Origin of the sequence: Bradyrhizobium sp. 164 (genome assembly GCF_023073715.1) — a bacterium.
GTDB lineage: Bacteria > Pseudomonadota > Alphaproteobacteria > Rhizobiales > Xanthobacteraceae > Bradyrhizobium.
The window spans coordinates 430,345-445,741 of record NZ_JADPKA010000029.1; the positions used below are offsets into that span (position 1 = coordinate 430,345).

Consider the following 15,397-nt stretch of genomic DNA (forward strand, 5'->3'; position numbering starts at 1 on the left):
TCGCCGGCCTCGGCCGGCGATGGCATTTCAATCCTGGCCCGACCCCGCGGGCGGGGACGGCTCAGCCAATCGGCAGGCGCGTGATCGTCGACCGGCTATCGGCAACGATCTGCGGCTTGTGCTCGCGCTCGCTGACCGGCTGCGTCACCGGCAATTGCAGCACGGTTGCGCGCTGGCCTTCGACGAGCTGCGTCACCAGCACGTATTTGCCGTCGGGGAATTCGATCGCGTCATGATGGCGGTCGGGTATGTGCGGATCGATCTTGCCGAACTTGCCGACGCGGGAGTTGATGGTGCGCGTCCAGATCCAGCGATTATCGTAACGGACGTTGTCGGCGAAGGCGAGCTCCGTTCCCGGCAGCAGGCAGACGGCCACGGTCGGATCGGCCGCGGAAGCAAAGCCGCGCGTTGAGGTGCCGCGGAACGTTGTCGACACGATCGTCTCGCCGACTTCGGCGGGGCGAGATGCAACGGCATGCAGGCTGTAGTCACACATCGGGTGCTCCTCATTCGAAGATAGCAACCCGCGCCTCCTTCGGAGGCGCAAGCCTCTATCAGAGTGGAAGCACGTAACGCTCTGCTCGGTTGTGGGCAAATCTGCGGCTGGCGTTGCCGGACACGATCACATTATCTTTCCCGAAGTCATAGGAACAAAGCTCGCTTCAGTGCATTCGGCGGATGCGAGCGCCCGTGGCCTGCGGGCGCCGAGAGGGGGAATGTGGCCAGCTTCGCCGTGGCTGTCGGTTGATGGGAGTTTAGGCGTTGCGGAATAGCTCGCTCCCTACGTGCGCAGATTGCGTGCATGGTGCTGCAATTGAGTTGCGAATGCTTGCGCGGCCGATGCAAGCGATCAGCACGCTGCGAAGGCGCTTAAAGCGATCCTGCGCACGATCTCTTCACAAGCGATGCGTGCTTGGAGCCGCATGCCGAGGATGGAGCGCCGGAGAGAGGGGCCGGATAATCTGCGCAAGACCAAAAGACTATCCAGCTGGAGCGGACCATCGTCCGCTCCAATCGGAATCATTGGTATCGAATGACCGCTGGCCCGTCTCAGTACTTGCGGTACAGCCCGATCAGCTTGCCCTGAATCTTCACCCGGTTCGGCGGCAGGATGCGCACCTCGTAGGCGGCATTGGCGGGCTCGAGCGCGATCGACGCCCCCCGGCGACGAAAGCGCTTGAGCGTCGCTTCCTCGTCGTCGATCAGGGCCACCACGATGTCGCCGGTATCGGCGCTCTCGTTACGCTGGATCAGCGCCATGTCGCCATCGAGAATGCCGGCTTCGACCATCGAATCGCCGCGCACTTCGAGTGCGTAGTGTTCGCCCGAGCCGAGCATGTCGGGCGGCACGCTAATGGTGTGACTGCGGGTCTGCAACGCTTCGATCGGCGTGCCGGCCGCGATGCGACCCATCACGGGCACCGCAACGGGACGCTCGCCTTCGTCCGCGGAAGAACTGGAGCTCGCGCGCACCTTGCCGAGATTGCCCTCGATGACGCTCGGCGTGAAGCCGCGGCGGCTGCCGGCGGCGGCCTGGAGCTCGGGCAGCTTGATCACCTCGATGGCGCGGGCGCGGTTGGGCAGGCGGCGGATGAAGCCGCGCTCCTCGAGCGCGGTGATCAGGCGATGGATGCCCGATTTCGAGCGCAGGTCGAGCGCATCCTTCATCTCGTCGAAGGAGGGCGGCACGCCACTTTCCTTCAGACGTTCGCTGATGAACCGCAGAAGCTCGTATTGTTTGCGCGTTAACATCTCGACCAAAGTCCCCCGGTTGATGTCGTTCGATTCCGAGACGCTAAATTGGAGCGGTGAACCGCTACATGCTCGAAACAAATCATGAACGGACACTATATGTTCGATATGTGTTCCGCAACTGCTTAATTTACCGTGAACGGGACAAAGTTCGCGGAACGCGTGTGGTGGATGCGTTCAGACGGGCAGGCGCAGGACCTCGCAAGGCGAGCCGGCTTCTGCCTTCGGAGCGAACGGTGCGCGGACGAGAAGTGCCTGTGCTGCAGCGAGATTCGCAAGCAGCGAGGAATCCTGGTGTTTGACGGGAAGGGCCACCAACGTGCCATCGTCGCGCGTCTCCAGATGTGCGCGCAGATAGTCCGCGCGCATATCGTTTGCATCCACATCGCGGCCGAGCACGGCGCGTTCTTGTCGGTGATGAATCATGGATCGTCCCGACAAGGCGCGAATCAGCGGCACCAGGAACAGGAAGGCGCACACGTAGGATGACACAGGATTGCCCGGCAGGCCGATCACGCGCATCGCGCCGAGCCGCCCATGCATCATCGGCTTGCCCGGGCGCATCGCGATCTTCCAGAACGCCATCGCGATGCCTTCGTCCCTCAACGCCTGCTGGACCAGATCATGGTCGCCGACCGACGCGCCGCCGCTCGTGACCAGGATCTCGGCGCCGCTCTCGCGGGCGCGGCGGATGCCGGCAGTGGTGGCCTCCAGCGTATCGGCGGCAATGCCGAGGTCGATGGTATCGGCCCCCTCGCTGCGGGCGAGCGCGTGCAGGGCATAGCCGTTGGAATAGACGATCTGGCCGTGAGCGGGTGTGGTTCCCGGCATGACCAGCTCGTCGCCGGTGGCGAGGATCGCGACCTTCGGACGGCGGCAGACGGCAAGCTGCGGATGATTCATGGCGGCGGCGAGCGCGAGATCGCGCTCGGTGAGACGGGTTCCCTTGCGCAGGAGCACGTCTCCTTCGGAGAAGTCGACGCCCGCGGGGCGGATGTGGCGGCCGGCAATCGCGGCTTCCTTGATCGTGATGCGCTTGCCGTCCGCAACCGTGTCCTCCTGGATCACGACCGCGTCGGCACCGTTGGGAATGACGCCGCCGGTGAAGATCCGCACGGCTTCGCCGGGGCCCAGCGTTCCCGCGAACGGACGACCCGCCGCCACTTCGCCAATCAAGGTGAGCGTACTATCGAGCTTTGTTGCATCGCTCGCGCGCACCGCGTAGCCGTCCATCGCCGACATTGCTTCCGGCGGCTGTGTGCGCAGCGCCGGGACATCGCGTGCGAGCACGCGATGATAGGCCTCGTTGAGGGAAACCATCGCTTCAGGCAGCGGCTCCGCACCCGCCAGCACCGCGGCAAGCGCGTCAGAAACCGGCATCAGGGCCAAGGGCGGAAACTCCTGCTGAGCATATCGGCAATGGGCGGCGAAAGTTCTAGCCGAGTGCAGGCGCGAGGCAAAGGCGCCGACAGGATGATTTATCCTGCGTGATCTCCGTCATGAAGAATCGTGCTCAGACCGGTCACGGCATGATCCGGAAGGCGAGACAGACCGGTACGAGGATAGCCATGGCGAGGACGAGAAGGATGAGCGCCACGGCCGGCATCGGATCAACTCTGCGTCTGTTCGCCCGAACTGACGCTGGATGTCACGTCCGGAGCTTTGGGGCTTTGATCCTTGTCCGGCAGCGGATCGGCCTGCGACTTTAGGTCGGCGGCCTTGCTGATCAGCTTGGCGGAGAGGCGCGAATCCGAAGTTGTCTTGGCGAATTCGAGCAGCAAGGAGGCTTGCTTTGTGAGGTAGGCTTTGCCCAGCACGAGAATAAGTCCGATGTAGACGTCCCAACGGACTCATAGAGTCCGGAGGGAGGTATTCCGTTCCCGGAACTCTGTACAAAAATGTACAAAGTGAATTGGTTCCATACCCGAGCGGATTTGGGTGCCCGAAACCCGACCCCGATCCTGTTCGGCATCGGTGGTCAAATTCCCAACGCTAGCAAGGCGTTGCCGACATCACCGGGCGAGGTGACATGCACCGCCGTCAGTCCACGCGCTCGCGCCCCCTCGACGTTCTCGGCCAGGTCGTCGAAGAAGACGATTCGGCTGGCTGGCACGCCGATCGCCGCCACGACATGATCGAACGCCTCCGCATCCGGTTTGCGCAGGCCGATGCTGGACGACAGATAGAGCTCGCGGAAATGCCCGAGCACGCCGGCATATTCCTTCGAAAAATAGTCGACATGCGGCCGATTGGTGTTGGAGAAGGCATAGAGCGGCATCTGCTTCGCCGCGCGCGGCAAGAGCTCGGCGATCTCAGGCATCTCGCCGGCGAAGATCGCGTTCCATCCCTCCAGAAACTGCGCGTCGGAAATGCCGATCCCGAGCGATGAACGCAGCGATTGGAAATAATCCTCGTCGCCGATCTTGCCGACCTCGTGCAGCCGGTAGGCCTCGTCACGCACATAGCGCGCGACGATGGCCTCGGGCTGGCAGCCGGCATGCCCCGCCCAGCAGGCGATCGCCTTGGAGAAATCGATATCGAGCACCACGCGGCCGAGATCGAACAGGAGCGCATCGGCGCTGCCGGGGGAGAGTGAGGTCATCGTGTTCTTTCACATTTCAGTATCGGTAGGGCTCGTGGTCGAACAGCGGGAACGCGCTGAACACGCTCGGCGCATTCGTTGCGGTCGCCTGATGCAGGCAGGATTTGTCGATTTCGGCGAACGAGGTGGCACCCAAGAGGCCGAGGCAGCGCAGCACTTCGTCCTCCAGCAATTCCAGCATTCGCATCACGCCGGCTTCGCCGGCCGCCGCCAGCGCCCAGCATTGCAGCCGGCCGATGCCGACGATGTCGGCGCCGGCCGCGATCGCCTTGACGATGTCGGTGCCGCGGCAGAAGCCGCCATCGACCATGATCTTGGCGCGGCCCTTCACCGCCTCGACGATTTCAGGCAGCACATGCATGGCGCCGCGGCCGTGATCGAGCTGACGGCCGCCATGGTTGGAGACGTAGATCCACTCGACACCGTGATCGATCGCGATCTGAGCGTCCTCGGCGGTGGCGATTCCCTTCAGGATCAGTGGGATCCTGAACTTGTCCTTGATCATCTTCACCGTCCGCCATTCCAGACCCTTCTGGAAATCGCCGCCGGTCGCGCGCAGGCGGCTTTCGCGAACGTAGCGCTTGGCGATGTCACGTTCGCGACGGCTGTAATGGGCGGTGTCGACAGTCAGGCAGAACGCGGCATAGCCGTTCTTCTCGCTCCGGCTGACGACATCGGCGACGAAGGCATCGTCGCCGCGGACATAGAGCTGATAGAGCCGCAGCGCGTCGGGCGCGGCCTCGGCGGTCTTCTCGAGCCCCGGCTCGGACACCGAGCTCAACATGTGCGCCGCACCGAAGGTGCCGGCGGCGCGCGCGACGCTTGCCGCGCCATCGGGATCGAAGATCTCCAGGGCACCGACGGGGGCGAGCACCACCGGCAGCCGCATCCTGCGGCCGAGCTGCTCGACGGAGCCGTCGACCTTGCGAACGTCGCGCAGCACGCGCGGGCGGAAGGCGATCTCGTCCAGCGCCATGCGGTTGCGGCGCATCGTGGTCTCGGTCTCGGCAGCGCCGACGATGTAGTCCCAGGCATTCTGGTTGAGATTGGCGCGCGCCTTCCGGATGAACTCGTGTAGATTCTGGAACGGCTCGTTGCTGGCGCCGAGTTCGACGTTCCTGTCCGGCCGGATGCGGGGCGCGTCATTCATTGGTGTCCTCCCGAGAATTTGAAGTCTTGTCGCCATCGCCTAGCGTGTCCGGCCCCCCAAAACCATCCTAAAATCGCATAGCTGCGAGGCGTGGGCGGCCGACCGATGCCGCGTTGCGCGAAGCGGTTTCGGAACGTTGCCAAAAGCTTAAGCCGAGGCGAAGGGATTTCGCCGGTGTACCGCCGCCGGCCTTCCAGGCGGCCTTGAAGAAACCAGAATGGTGTTGTGAGAGGTGACCTGGATCGCCATTTGCATGGCGGCTTCCAAGCCCGAGAGATAAGCCCTCAACAGAACCGCTAAGCAAAAGGCCAGCCTATCCATGCGGAAAACCCTGCTGTTCCCCCTGGGCGCGCTCACGGGAGTGTGTCTGACCCTTCTGGTAGCCAGTCCCCACGGCAGCGTGTGGGCGGCACGGGCGGCGGCGAGCGCGGACGATGCCTATTCCCAGCTCAATCTGTTCGGCGCAGTGTTCGAGCGGGTCAAGGCGAACTATGTCGAGAAGCCCGACAGTGCCAAGCTGATCGAAGGCGCGATCACGGGCATGGTGACCTCGCTCGATCCGCACTCGCGCTACATGAATGCCAAGGCCTGGACCGAGATGCAGGAGACCACCTCCGGCGAGTTTGGCGGGCTCGGCATCGAGGTCACGATGGAGGATGGGCTCGTCAAGGTCGTCTCGCCGATCGACGACACGCCGGCCTCGAAGGCCGGCATCATGTCCGGCGACCTCATCAGCAAGATCGACGGCGAGGCCGTGCAGGGCATGACGCTCGAGCAGGCCGTCAACAAGATGAAGGGGCCGGTCGCCACCAAGACCAAGCTCACCATCGTGCGCAAGGGTGCCGACGCGCCGCTCGATGTCGCGATCACCCGCGAGATCATCCATGTGCGCCCGGTGCGCTTCCACGTCGAGAATGGCGACATCGGCTATATCCGCATCACCTCGTTCAACGAGCAGACCACCGACGGCCTGAAGAAGGCGATCGCGTCGGTCTCCAAGGAGGTCCCCCCGGAGAAGCTCGCAGGCTATGTGGTGGACCTGCGCAACAATCCCGGCGGCCTGCTCGACCAGGCCGTCTCGGTGTCGAGCGCATTCCTCCAGCGTGGCGAGGTCGTCTCGACCCGCGGGCGCAATCCGGAAGAAACCCAGCGCTTCACCGCGCATGGCGGCGATCTCACCAAGGGCAAGCCGCTGGTGGTTCTGGTCAATGGCGGCTCGGCGTCGGCTTCCGAGATCGTGGCCGGCGCGCTGCACGATCACAAGCGCGCGACGATCATTGGCACGCGCTCGTTCGGTAAGGGCTCGGTGCAAACGATCATTCCGCTCGGCGCCGGCAATGGTGCGCTGGCGCTGACCACGGCGCGCTACTACACGCCGTCGGGCCGCTCGATCCAGGCCCAGGGCGTCGCGCCCGACATCGAGATCCTCCAGGACGTGCCGCCCGAGCTGAAGGGCCGGATGGATACGATGGCGGAGTCCCAGATGCGCGGGCACTTGTCGGCCGCCGATGGCACCGAGCAGACCGGTTCCCAATCCTACGTCCCGCCGGAGGAGAAGGACGACAAGGCGCTGCATGCGGCCTATGACTTCCTTCACGGCGTCACCGCGAATGCCGTCGCCGCCAAGCGCGCGACGAAGGCTGCGGTGCCGAACTAGACTTGACGGCCTCAGACATGGATCGCCTGGGAGCGGATGACCGCTTCTGGGCGATTTCGTTTGCGGCGCAGTCTGCGAGCCTAACCGGCCTCGCGGCGTCGGCTCTCGCTGCCTTCGCGTCGGGCGAGACGGCTGCGATGCAGCGCGAACAGCTCCAGCATCTTGTCGGCCGGTTTCGCGGCGCTGAAAAGATAGCCCTGCATCTCCGAACAACCGAGCGCCCGGAGCAGGCGCTGCTGCTCTTCGGTTTCGACGCCCTCGGCCGTGGTGGTCATGCGGCGGGCGGCAGCTAAGTTGACAACGGCCTGGACGATGCTGGCGGAGCCGTCGGGGCCGGCGATGTCTTCGACGAAGCAGCGGTCGATCTTGATCTTGTCGAAGGGGAAGCGGTGCAGATAGCTCAGCGACGAGTAGCCGGTGCCGAAATCGTCCAGCGCGATGCGCACCCCGATGGCGCGAAGCTGGTGCAGGATCGCCAGCGCTGCTTCGTCGTCGCGGATCAGCACGGCCTCGGTGATCTCGAGCTCGAGCCGGCTCGCCGGGAGGTCCGAGGCGGCCAGCGCCGCCATGATCTTGAGCGCCAGCGTGCCGCTCTTGAATTGCACTGGCGAGACGTTGACGGCGAGGCGGATGTCGTCGGGCCAGATGGCTGCGTCCCGGCAGGCGGTCGCCAGCACCCATTCGCCGATCTCGTTGATCAGGCCGGTGTCTTCGGCGATCGGGATGAACTCGGCTGGCGAGACCATGCCGCGCTCGGGATGGCGCCAGCGCACCAGCGCCTCGCAGCCGGTGATGTGGTCGTCGTTCAGGCCGAGGCAGGGCTGGTAATAGACCTCGAGGCCGCCATGGGCGATGGCGTGACGCAGGTCGATCTCGAGCTGCCGCCGATCGCGAACCTTAGCGTCCATGTCCGGCTCGAAGAAGCGATAAGTGCGGCGTCCGGCGGCTTTGGCGGCATACATCGCCATGTCCGCGTTCTTCAGGATCTGATCGAGCACCTCGCCGTGTTCCGGCGCCAGCGCAATGCCGATGCTGGCGTCCGCGGTGAGATGATGGCCCATGCAGTCGAAAGGGGTGCGGATGGCCCGGAAGACCCGTGCGACGAGATCGTTGACCTGGTCCGGCGAGGTCACCGCGCTCTGCACGATGGCAAATTCGTCGCCGCCGAGCCGGGCCACGAAATCCGCCGGGCCGGCACAGCGGCGCAGGCTCTGCGCGATCGACTTGAGCAGTTCGTCGCCGACGAGATGGCCAAGCGCGTCGTTAACGCCCTTGAACTCGTCGATGTCGATATAGTGCACCGCGATCTGTTCGCCGTCGGCGATGGCGGCCAGCTGTTGCCGCAGATGCTCGTGGAACATGGCGCGATTGGGCAGATCGGTCAGCGCGTCGTAATGGGCGAGGTGCGTGATGCGCGCCTCGATCCGCCGGCGCTCGGTGATATCCTCATGCGTCGCCACCCAACCGCCGTCCGCAAGCGGCTCGTTGACGATCTGGATCGAGCGGCCGTCGGAGGTGTCGACGACCATGGCGTTGCGCACATGGACGCCGCTCAGCACGCGCGCAACGTAGTCGTCGACATCGCCGGTGAACGAGCCCGTCGCTTTCCGATGGGCGATGATGTCGTGGAAGCTGCAACCGGGCTTCACGATCGCGGCCGATAGCCCGTACATGTCGATGTAGCGTTGGTTGCAGATCACGAGCCGCCGCTCGGAATCGAACAGCAGAAGGCCCTGGGTCATGTTGTTGACGGCGCGGTCGAGACGCTGCATTTCCAGCATCAGCCGTTCCCGCGAGAGGCGGTGCTGCTCCAATAGCTTGCGCACGATCGCGATCAGCACGCCCGCGATGGCGAGCGCAGAAGACGCGGCGACCGAGATCAGGATGCCAATCTGCTCGCGCCAGTCCGTCAGGGCCGCCGCGCGCGTCAGGGTGGCCATGATCAGGATCGGGAAGTGGGGCAGGGCGCGCGAGGAGATCAGCCGGTCTTCTCCGTCGACGGGGCTCACGAAGCGGCCGGCGAAGTGATCGAGCCCGAAAACCCTCTGTTGCGAGAACGGGCCGGTCTTGAAATTCCGGCCCATCAATTCGCTGGAAAGCGGATAGCGGGCGAGCAGCGTGCCGTCTCGATGCAGCATCGAGATCGTCGCGCCTTCGCCGAGCACGACGGAAGCGAAGAATTTCTCGAAATTAGCGGGCTCGATACCGCGCCCGACGACGCCCAGGAACTCGCCGTTCGGTCCCAGGATCTTGCGCACGATCAGGATGGTCCAGGCACCCGAGATGCGACTGTGCAGCGGCTCGATCAGCACGTCAGGCGAATGCGGATCGTATTTGAAGGTGCGGAAATAGGCGCGATCGGCAACGTTCACTTTCGGGGCCGGCCATGCCGTCGACGAATTGACCAGATTGCCTTCGGCGTCGATGACGTTGACCCCACCCATGTAGGGCAACGCCTCGATCTTCGAGCGCAGCATCCGGTGGACGTCCTGCCCCGAGAGGCGCCTGCGATAATCCTCCGCGTCACGGATGCCGGTCGCGCGGACGTGGTCGACGAAATCCCGTTGGATGACCGCAAAATCCTGCAATTGCTGGTCGAAATGATGGGCGAGCATCAGCACGGTGTTTTCCAGCTCGCGGCCGGAGTTGCGCAGCGCACGTTCGCGGAAATTCTGCGCCATCAGCGTCGCGCCGACGGCGATCGCCGCGATCAGCAGCGTGCCGCCCACCACCAGCCAGCGGATCGGTCCGCTGCGCACGAAGGCCTGGTCAAAGAGGCGACTGCCGAATCTCGTCATCATGCTGGATCATTGCCGTGCACACGCCAGGATGAATTCCTGACCTCGAAAACACCCGTTGGTTTACGGGAACGGTATGGAGGCGAAGTTAGGAAGCGCGGTTAACGCGATGTGAACGGCCGGGTGCAAAGGCAACCGATGTGCGCGGCGCAGAAGGTGGATCGCTGACGTCCGCGTGTCAGGCGCGGTGATGGCCGGACTTGCCGCCGAGCTTCTCGACGAGATGGATGCCCTCGATGCGTACGCCGCGCTCCACCGCCTTGATCATGTCGTAGATCGTGAGGCAGGCGACCGAGACGGCGGTGAGCGCCTCCATCTCGACGCCGGTGGGACCCGTAACCTTCACGCTGGCGCGGACAAGGCAACCCGGCAGTTTCGCATCGGGCCCGATGTCGACCGTGACCTTCGACAGCGCGAGCGGATGGCAGAGCGGGATCAGCTCGGAGGTGCGCTTGGCGGCCATGATTCCGGCAATGCGCGCAGTCCCGAGCACGTCGCCCTTCTTGGCGTTGCCGGACACGATCAGCTCGAGCGTCGCCTTGGTCATGATGACGCGGCCTTCCGCCACCGCAAGCCGCTCGGTCGCGGGCTTGTCCGAGACGTCCACCATCCGCGCTTCACCGGACGCGCCGATATGGGTGAGGGCAGCGCCGGCCTTCGACTTGGCTGGGATTGTCTTGGATGGCTTGCGCGCCATGTCAGCGCGTACCCGTCGCGCGCGGCGCCGTCTCGCGCGCCAGCAGCGTGCGCGTGGCGGCGGTGACGTCGGCCTGCCGCATCAGGCTCTCGCCGACGAGGAAGGTCGACATGCCGACGCGCTCGAGCCGCGCAAGATCCGCGGCTGTGAAGATGCCGCTCTCGCCGACCATCAGCCGGTCCCCGGGGATCAGAGGCGCCAGAGCCTCGCTGGTCGCAAGCGTGGTTTCGAAGGTGCGCAAATTGCGGTTGTTAACGCCGATCATCGGCGAACGAAGTTTCAGCGCGCGGTCGAGCTCGGCGCGGTCGTGGATCTCGATCAGCACATCCATGCGGTAGGCGAAGGCGGCATCTTCGAGGTCTCTGGCAGTCGCATCATCGAGCGCGGCCATGATGATCAGGATGCAGTCGGCGCCATGCGCGCGAGCCTCCGCCACCTGATAGGTGTCGAACATGAAGTCCTTGCGCAGCACCGGCAGCGAGGTTGCCGCGCGCGCCGCCACCATGAAGTCGAGATGGCCCTGGAACGAGGGCGTGTCGGTCAGCACTGAGAGGCAGGCGGCGCCGCCGGCCTCATAGGCCTTGGCAAGCTGGGGCGGATCGAAATCGGCGCGGATCAGTCCCTTGGACGGCGAGGCCTTCTTAATCTCGGCGATCAGCGCGTAGTCGCCATTGGCGTGCTTCGCCTTGATCGCGCGCACGAAGCCGCGCGGGGCGGCTTGCGCCTTGGCCTTTGCCTCGACAATCGAGAGCGGCTGCGCGCGCTTGGCCGCGGCAATCTCCTCGCGCTTGTACGCTTCAATCTTGGTCAGGATATCCGACATGTCAGGCTCAGCCGTTCGAAACCGCGATCAGATGTTTTAGCCGCGCGCTCGCGGCGCCGCTGTCGAGCGATTTTGCGCCGATCGCAACCCCTTCCTTGAGGTCCTTGGCGCGTCCGGCCACGACGAGCGCGGCGGCGGCGTTGATCAGCGCGACGTCGCGGTAGGGGCTCGGCCTGCCGTCGAGCACGCTTTTCAGCGCGATCGCGTTGGCATCGGCGTCGCCGCCTTTGAGTGCGCCCGTCTCGCAGCGCGATAGGCCGGCCTCCTCGGGCGTCACCTCGAAATTCCGGATCTCGCCATTGTGGAGCGCGGAGACGAAAGTCGGGCCGGTGAGGGTGATCTCGTCGAGGCCGTCGGAGCCGTGCACCACCCAGGCTGACTCCGAGCCGAGGTTCTTGAGCACCTGCGCCAGCGGCTGCACCCATTGCCGCGAAAAGACGCCGACCATCTGCCGCTTCACGCCAGCCGGATTGGAGAGCGGACCGAGCAGATTGAAGATCGTGCGCGTCGCGAGCTCGACCCGGGTCGGGCCGACGTTCTTCATCGCGGGATGGTGCGCGGGGGCGAACATGAAACCGATGCCGCATTCGCGCACGCAGTGTCCGACCTGCTCGGGCCTGAGGTCGATCTTCACGCCGAGCGAGGCCAGCACGTCGGCGGCGCCCGAGCGCGACGACAGCGCGCGGTTGCCATGCTTGGCCACCGGCACGCCGGCGCCGGAGACGATGAAGGAGGCGCATGTCGAGACATTGACGGAGCCGGAGCCGTCGCCGCCGGTGCCGACGATGTCGACCGCATCAAGCGGCGCCGTCACGGTCAGCATCTTGGAGCGCATCGCCGTCACAGCGCCGGTGATCTCGTCCACGGTCTCGCCGCGCACCCTGAGCGCCATCAACAGGCCGCCCATCTGCGAGGGCGTGGCCTCGCCGGACATCATGGCATCGAAGGCGGAGGCGGCTTCGTCACGCGACAGGCTGGCGCCGGTCGCCACTTTTCCAATGATCGATTTCAGGTCGTCCATCGCGTGCTTTCAACTCACTGGTTCGCGCCGGTCACCTGCGCGAAGGCGGCCTGATTAATGGTGGTCCCGATGTCGGTTTCAAGCTTGTTGACGTAGGAAGCGACCTGCTCCTCGGTCTGCGCACGGTCGAGGCTGTCCTTCAGCTTCTTCACCGCCTCGGAGGCTGCGTCGACCGCGGGTTCGACGATGTCGGTGACGCGGAAGATGATCACTTCGCTGCCGCCGCTCACGGGCGTCTGCCCGACGCCGTCCTTGGCGGTACGGAAGGCCGCCGACACCACAGTTGCGGGCACGCCGGCAGGCGAATCGTCGCGCTTGAAGCCGGTTGCGGTCTCGACTTTGGCGCCGATCGCAGCGGCCTCATCGGCGAGCTTGCCGCCGGATTCGAGCTTCTGCACCATCTCGGTCGCCTTGGCCTTCAGCTTGGCCGCGACCTGGTCCTGGCGCCAGCGCGCCTCGACCTGGTCGCGGACCTCGTCGAGATTGCGGTCGCGCGAGGGCGTGATGGCGAGGACGTCGTACCAGACATAGCCGCCTTTGAACGAGATCGGGTCGTTGTCGACGCCGACGTCGGTGTTAAAGGCCTGCGACACCACGTCGAGACCCTGCGGAATGTTGGCGACCGGCTGGCCGTTCGGGGCGCGGCCGGAACGGTCGACGGCGTCGATGGTCACGGCCGTGAGCCCGAGCTTCTGTGCCGCGTCGATCACGCTGGAGCCGCCCCCACGCTCGTCCTCCATCTTGTCGCGGAGATCCGCGACCTTGACGCGCGCGCGCTCGGTCGCGATCTCGCGCTTGATATCGCTGGCAACGCTCGCGTAGTCCGCCTCCTTGCCCGGTTCGATTTTCTCGACCTTGACGATCGCGACGCCAAGCCCCCCCTGGATCGGCTGGCTGATCTCGCTGGCAGGAAGCGCGAAGGCGGCTTCGCCAACGGCGGGATCGAGCGAAGACTTGGTCACGAGCCCGAGGTCGACGTCGGAGGCGCTCAGCCCGCGCTCCTTGCCGAGGTCCTCGAACGACGTCCCGCCGACGAGGCGCTCGCGTGCGGTCTGCGCGTCGGCCATGTTCGCAAACACGATCTGCTGGATCTGGCGCTTCTCCGGCGTGCCGAGCCGGTCCTTGCGCTGGTCGAACACTTTCCTGGCGTCCTCGTCCGAGACCTCGGTCCACTTGCCGATCTCCTCCGGCGAGACCACGACGAAGGCGACCTTGCGATATTCGGGCGCGCGGAACTGGACCTTGTGATCCTCGAAATAGGCGGGGAGCGTCTCGGGCGAGGGCGCATCGATGGTGCCTGCCTGCGCGGCGTCGAGCCTGACGAACTCGATGGCGCGCTGCTCGTTCTGGAAGCGCGTCAGTACGTCGAGCATCGTTTTCGGCGGCTCGAGGCCGGCGCCGATCGTGCCGGTGATCTGCCGGCGCAGCGACACCTTGCGCTGCTCGGCGACGTAGCGCTGCTCGGTGTAGCCGAAATTGCGGATCACGGCCTGGAAGCGGTTCGCATCGAAGTTGCCGCCGACGCCCTTGAAGTTCGGGTCGTTCATGATGACCTGGCGGATCTGCTCGTCGGACTGGCCGAGCCCGAGCCGACGCGCCTCCTCGTCCAGGGCGGCCTCCGCAATGGTCTGCTGCAGCACCTGACGATCGAGGCCGAAGGCGCGCGCCTGATCGGGCGTCAGCGGACGGCCGAACTGGCGGCTGATCTGTTGCAGGCGGTCCGTGTAGATCTGGCGGAACTCGTTGAGCGCAATCTCGGTGCTGCCGATCTTGGCCACCGTGGACTGCCCGAAGCCGCGGAAGATGTCGGCGATGCCCCAAATGCCGAAACTGACAATCAACACGCCCATCACCACGGCCATAATGGTCTTGCCGAGCCAGTTTGATGAGGCCTTGCGCATTCCTCGAAGCATTTGGTCCAACTTGTTTGGCAGGAGGGGAACGGGAGCGCGTCTTAATGCAGATTCCGCAAAAGCGCGTCACCAAATTGATAGATCATCATAAAGTGGCGGCTTTCCCCCCGCAACCTCGCCTCAAGCGGCTGCTCGAAGCTGCGGTTAAAAGCCCCGAGGTCTGGAACTGGCGCGACAGCTCTGCTAGCGCATGCACAAACCTCATTTTGCTGGACATTGACATGACCGACGCCATCCGACCGCTGATCGCCGGCAACTGGAAGATGAACGGCCTGAAGGCCCAGGTTGCGGAATTCGACGCCATGCTCAACGGCGCGGCAGATGTGACTGGAAGGGCCGACCTGCTGGTCTGCCCACCGGCAACCCTGATCGCCGCCTTCGCCGACAGGGCGCGGGGCAAGAAGGTGACAGTAGGAGCCCAGGACTGCCATCCCAAGGCCTCGGGGGCCCATACCGGCGATGTCGCCGCCGAAATGCTGGTGGATGCGGGTGCTGCCGCCATCATCGTAGGTCATTCCGAGCGCCGCGCCGACCACGGCGAGGGCGATGCCCTGGTCCGGCAGAAGGCCGAGGCAGCCTGGCGCGCCGGGGCGACCGCGATCGTCTGCATCGGCGAGACGCAGGGCCAGCGCGATGACGGCCAGACCCTGGACGTCCTGCGCGGCCAGCTCGACGGCTCGCTGCCGGACGGCTCCAGCGCGGCCAATCTGATCGTCGCCTATGAGCCGGTCTGGGCGATCGGCACCGGCCTCACCCCCACATCCCAGGATGTCGAGCAGATTCATGGCTTTATTCGGGAACTCCTGACGTCCCGGTTCAGAGCCGATGGTGCCAGGATGCGGATCCTCTACGGCGGCTCGGTCAAGCCCTCGAACGCGGCCGAACTGATGGCCGTGAAGAACGTCAACGGCGCGCTGGTCGGCGGGGCCAGCCTGAAAGCAGCTGATTTCCTTGCGATCGCGAAGGGCTGTCCCTAGCTCATCC

At 65.0% G+C, this 15,397-nt stretch carries 13 protein-coding genes; 2 read left to right on the top strand and 11 right to left on the bottom strand.

Annotation, left to right across the window (positions count from 1 at the left end):
• Positions 1 to 61 precede the first annotated feature (61 nt).
• The 6 genes from IVB01_RS13265 to IVB01_RS13290 all read right to left on the bottom strand — a co-directional run bounded on the left by IVB01_RS13265 (position 62) and on the right by IVB01_RS13290 (position 5,504).
• On the bottom strand, positions 62 to 496 hold the full coding sequence (locus tag IVB01_RS13265) for a hypothetical protein (RefSeq protein WP_247275957.1): 435 nt from the start codon (positions 494 to 496) through the stop codon (positions 62 to 64).
• Between the two features lie 554 nt (positions 497 to 1,050).
• The gene (lexA, locus tag IVB01_RS13270; RefSeq protein WP_247275958.1) at positions 1,051 to 1,752 is read right to left on the bottom strand and encodes a transcriptional repressor LexA; all 702 of its coding nucleotides are present in this window, start codon (positions 1,750 to 1,752) and stop codon (positions 1,051 to 1,053) included.
• 177 nt (positions 1,753 to 1,929) lie between these two features.
• Complete coding sequence (glp, locus tag IVB01_RS13275) at positions 1,930 to 3,141, bottom strand: gephyrin-like molybdotransferase Glp (protein WP_247275959.1); 1,212 nt, start codon at positions 3,139 to 3,141, stop codon at positions 1,930 to 1,932.
• Positions 3,142 to 3,362: 221 nt separating this feature from the next.
• The gene (locus IVB01_RS13280; protein ID WP_247275960.1) at positions 3,363 to 3,569 is read right to left on the bottom strand and encodes a hypothetical protein; all 207 of its coding nucleotides are present in this window, start codon (positions 3,567 to 3,569) and stop codon (positions 3,363 to 3,365) included.
• Positions 3,570 to 3,730: 161 nt separating this feature from the next.
• Positions 3,731 to 4,354 (bottom strand): HAD-IA family hydrolase, encoded by a 624-nt coding sequence (locus tag IVB01_RS13285; RefSeq protein ID WP_247275961.1) that lies wholly within the window; start codon positions 4,352 to 4,354, stop codon positions 3,731 to 3,733.
• 16 nt (positions 4,355 to 4,370) lie between these two features.
• Entirely contained in the window at positions 4,371 to 5,504 is a 1,134-nt protein-coding gene (locus tag IVB01_RS13290) for an alpha-hydroxy acid oxidase (RefSeq protein WP_247275962.1), read from the bottom strand.
• A gap of 319 nt (positions 5,505 to 5,823) precedes the next feature.
• Between IVB01_RS13290 and IVB01_RS13295 the strand changes: the two genes are divergently transcribed.
• Positions 5,824 to 7,161 carry a S41 family peptidase gene (locus IVB01_RS13295; RefSeq protein WP_247275963.1) on the top strand — a complete coding sequence of 446 codons (1,338 nt, stop codon included), beginning with the start codon at positions 5,824 to 5,826 and terminating at the stop codon, positions 7,159 to 7,161.
• 80 nt (positions 7,162 to 7,241) lie between these two features.
• Here the strand turns inward: IVB01_RS13295 and IVB01_RS13300 are convergent, their stop codons facing one another.
• The 5 genes from IVB01_RS13300 to IVB01_RS13320 all read right to left on the bottom strand — a co-directional run bounded on the left by IVB01_RS13300 (position 7,242) and on the right by IVB01_RS13320 (position 14,413).
• The gene (locus IVB01_RS13300; RefSeq protein ID WP_247418384.1) at positions 7,242 to 9,962 is read right to left on the bottom strand and encodes an EAL domain-containing protein; all 2,721 of its coding nucleotides are present in this window, start codon (positions 9,960 to 9,962) and stop codon (positions 7,242 to 7,244) included.
• Between the two features lie 175 nt (positions 9,963 to 10,137).
• Positions 10,138 to 10,656: a cyclic pyranopterin monophosphate synthase MoaC gene (moaC, locus tag IVB01_RS13305; RefSeq protein ID WP_247418383.1), complete on the bottom strand. Its 519-nt coding sequence runs from the start codon at positions 10,654 to 10,656 to the stop codon at positions 10,138 to 10,140.
• Position 10,657: 1 nt separating this feature from the next.
• Positions 10,658 to 11,479 carry an indole-3-glycerol phosphate synthase TrpC gene (trpC, locus tag IVB01_RS13310; RefSeq protein ID WP_247418382.1) on the bottom strand — a complete coding sequence of 274 codons (822 nt, stop codon included), beginning with the start codon at positions 11,477 to 11,479 and terminating at the stop codon, positions 10,658 to 10,660.
• Between the two features lie 7 nt (positions 11,480 to 11,486).
• A complete protein-coding gene (trpD, locus tag IVB01_RS13315; RefSeq protein ID WP_247275967.1) occupies positions 11,487 to 12,500 on the bottom strand; it encodes an anthranilate phosphoribosyltransferase in 1,014 nt (337 codons plus the stop codon).
• 14 nt (positions 12,501 to 12,514) lie between these two features.
• Positions 12,515 to 14,413: a SurA N-terminal domain-containing protein gene (locus IVB01_RS13320; protein WP_247494591.1), complete on the bottom strand. Its 1,899-nt coding sequence runs from the start codon at positions 14,411 to 14,413 to the stop codon at positions 12,515 to 12,517.
• A 221-nt stretch (positions 14,414 to 14,634) separates the two neighbouring features.
• Here IVB01_RS13320 and tpiA point away from each other — a divergent pair, with 221 nt between their 5' ends.
• Positions 14,635 to 15,390 (top strand): triose-phosphate isomerase, encoded by a 756-nt coding sequence (gene tpiA / locus IVB01_RS13325; protein WP_247276044.1) that lies wholly within the window; start codon positions 14,635 to 14,637, stop codon positions 15,388 to 15,390.
• Positions 15,391 to 15,397: the final 7 nt, after the last annotated feature.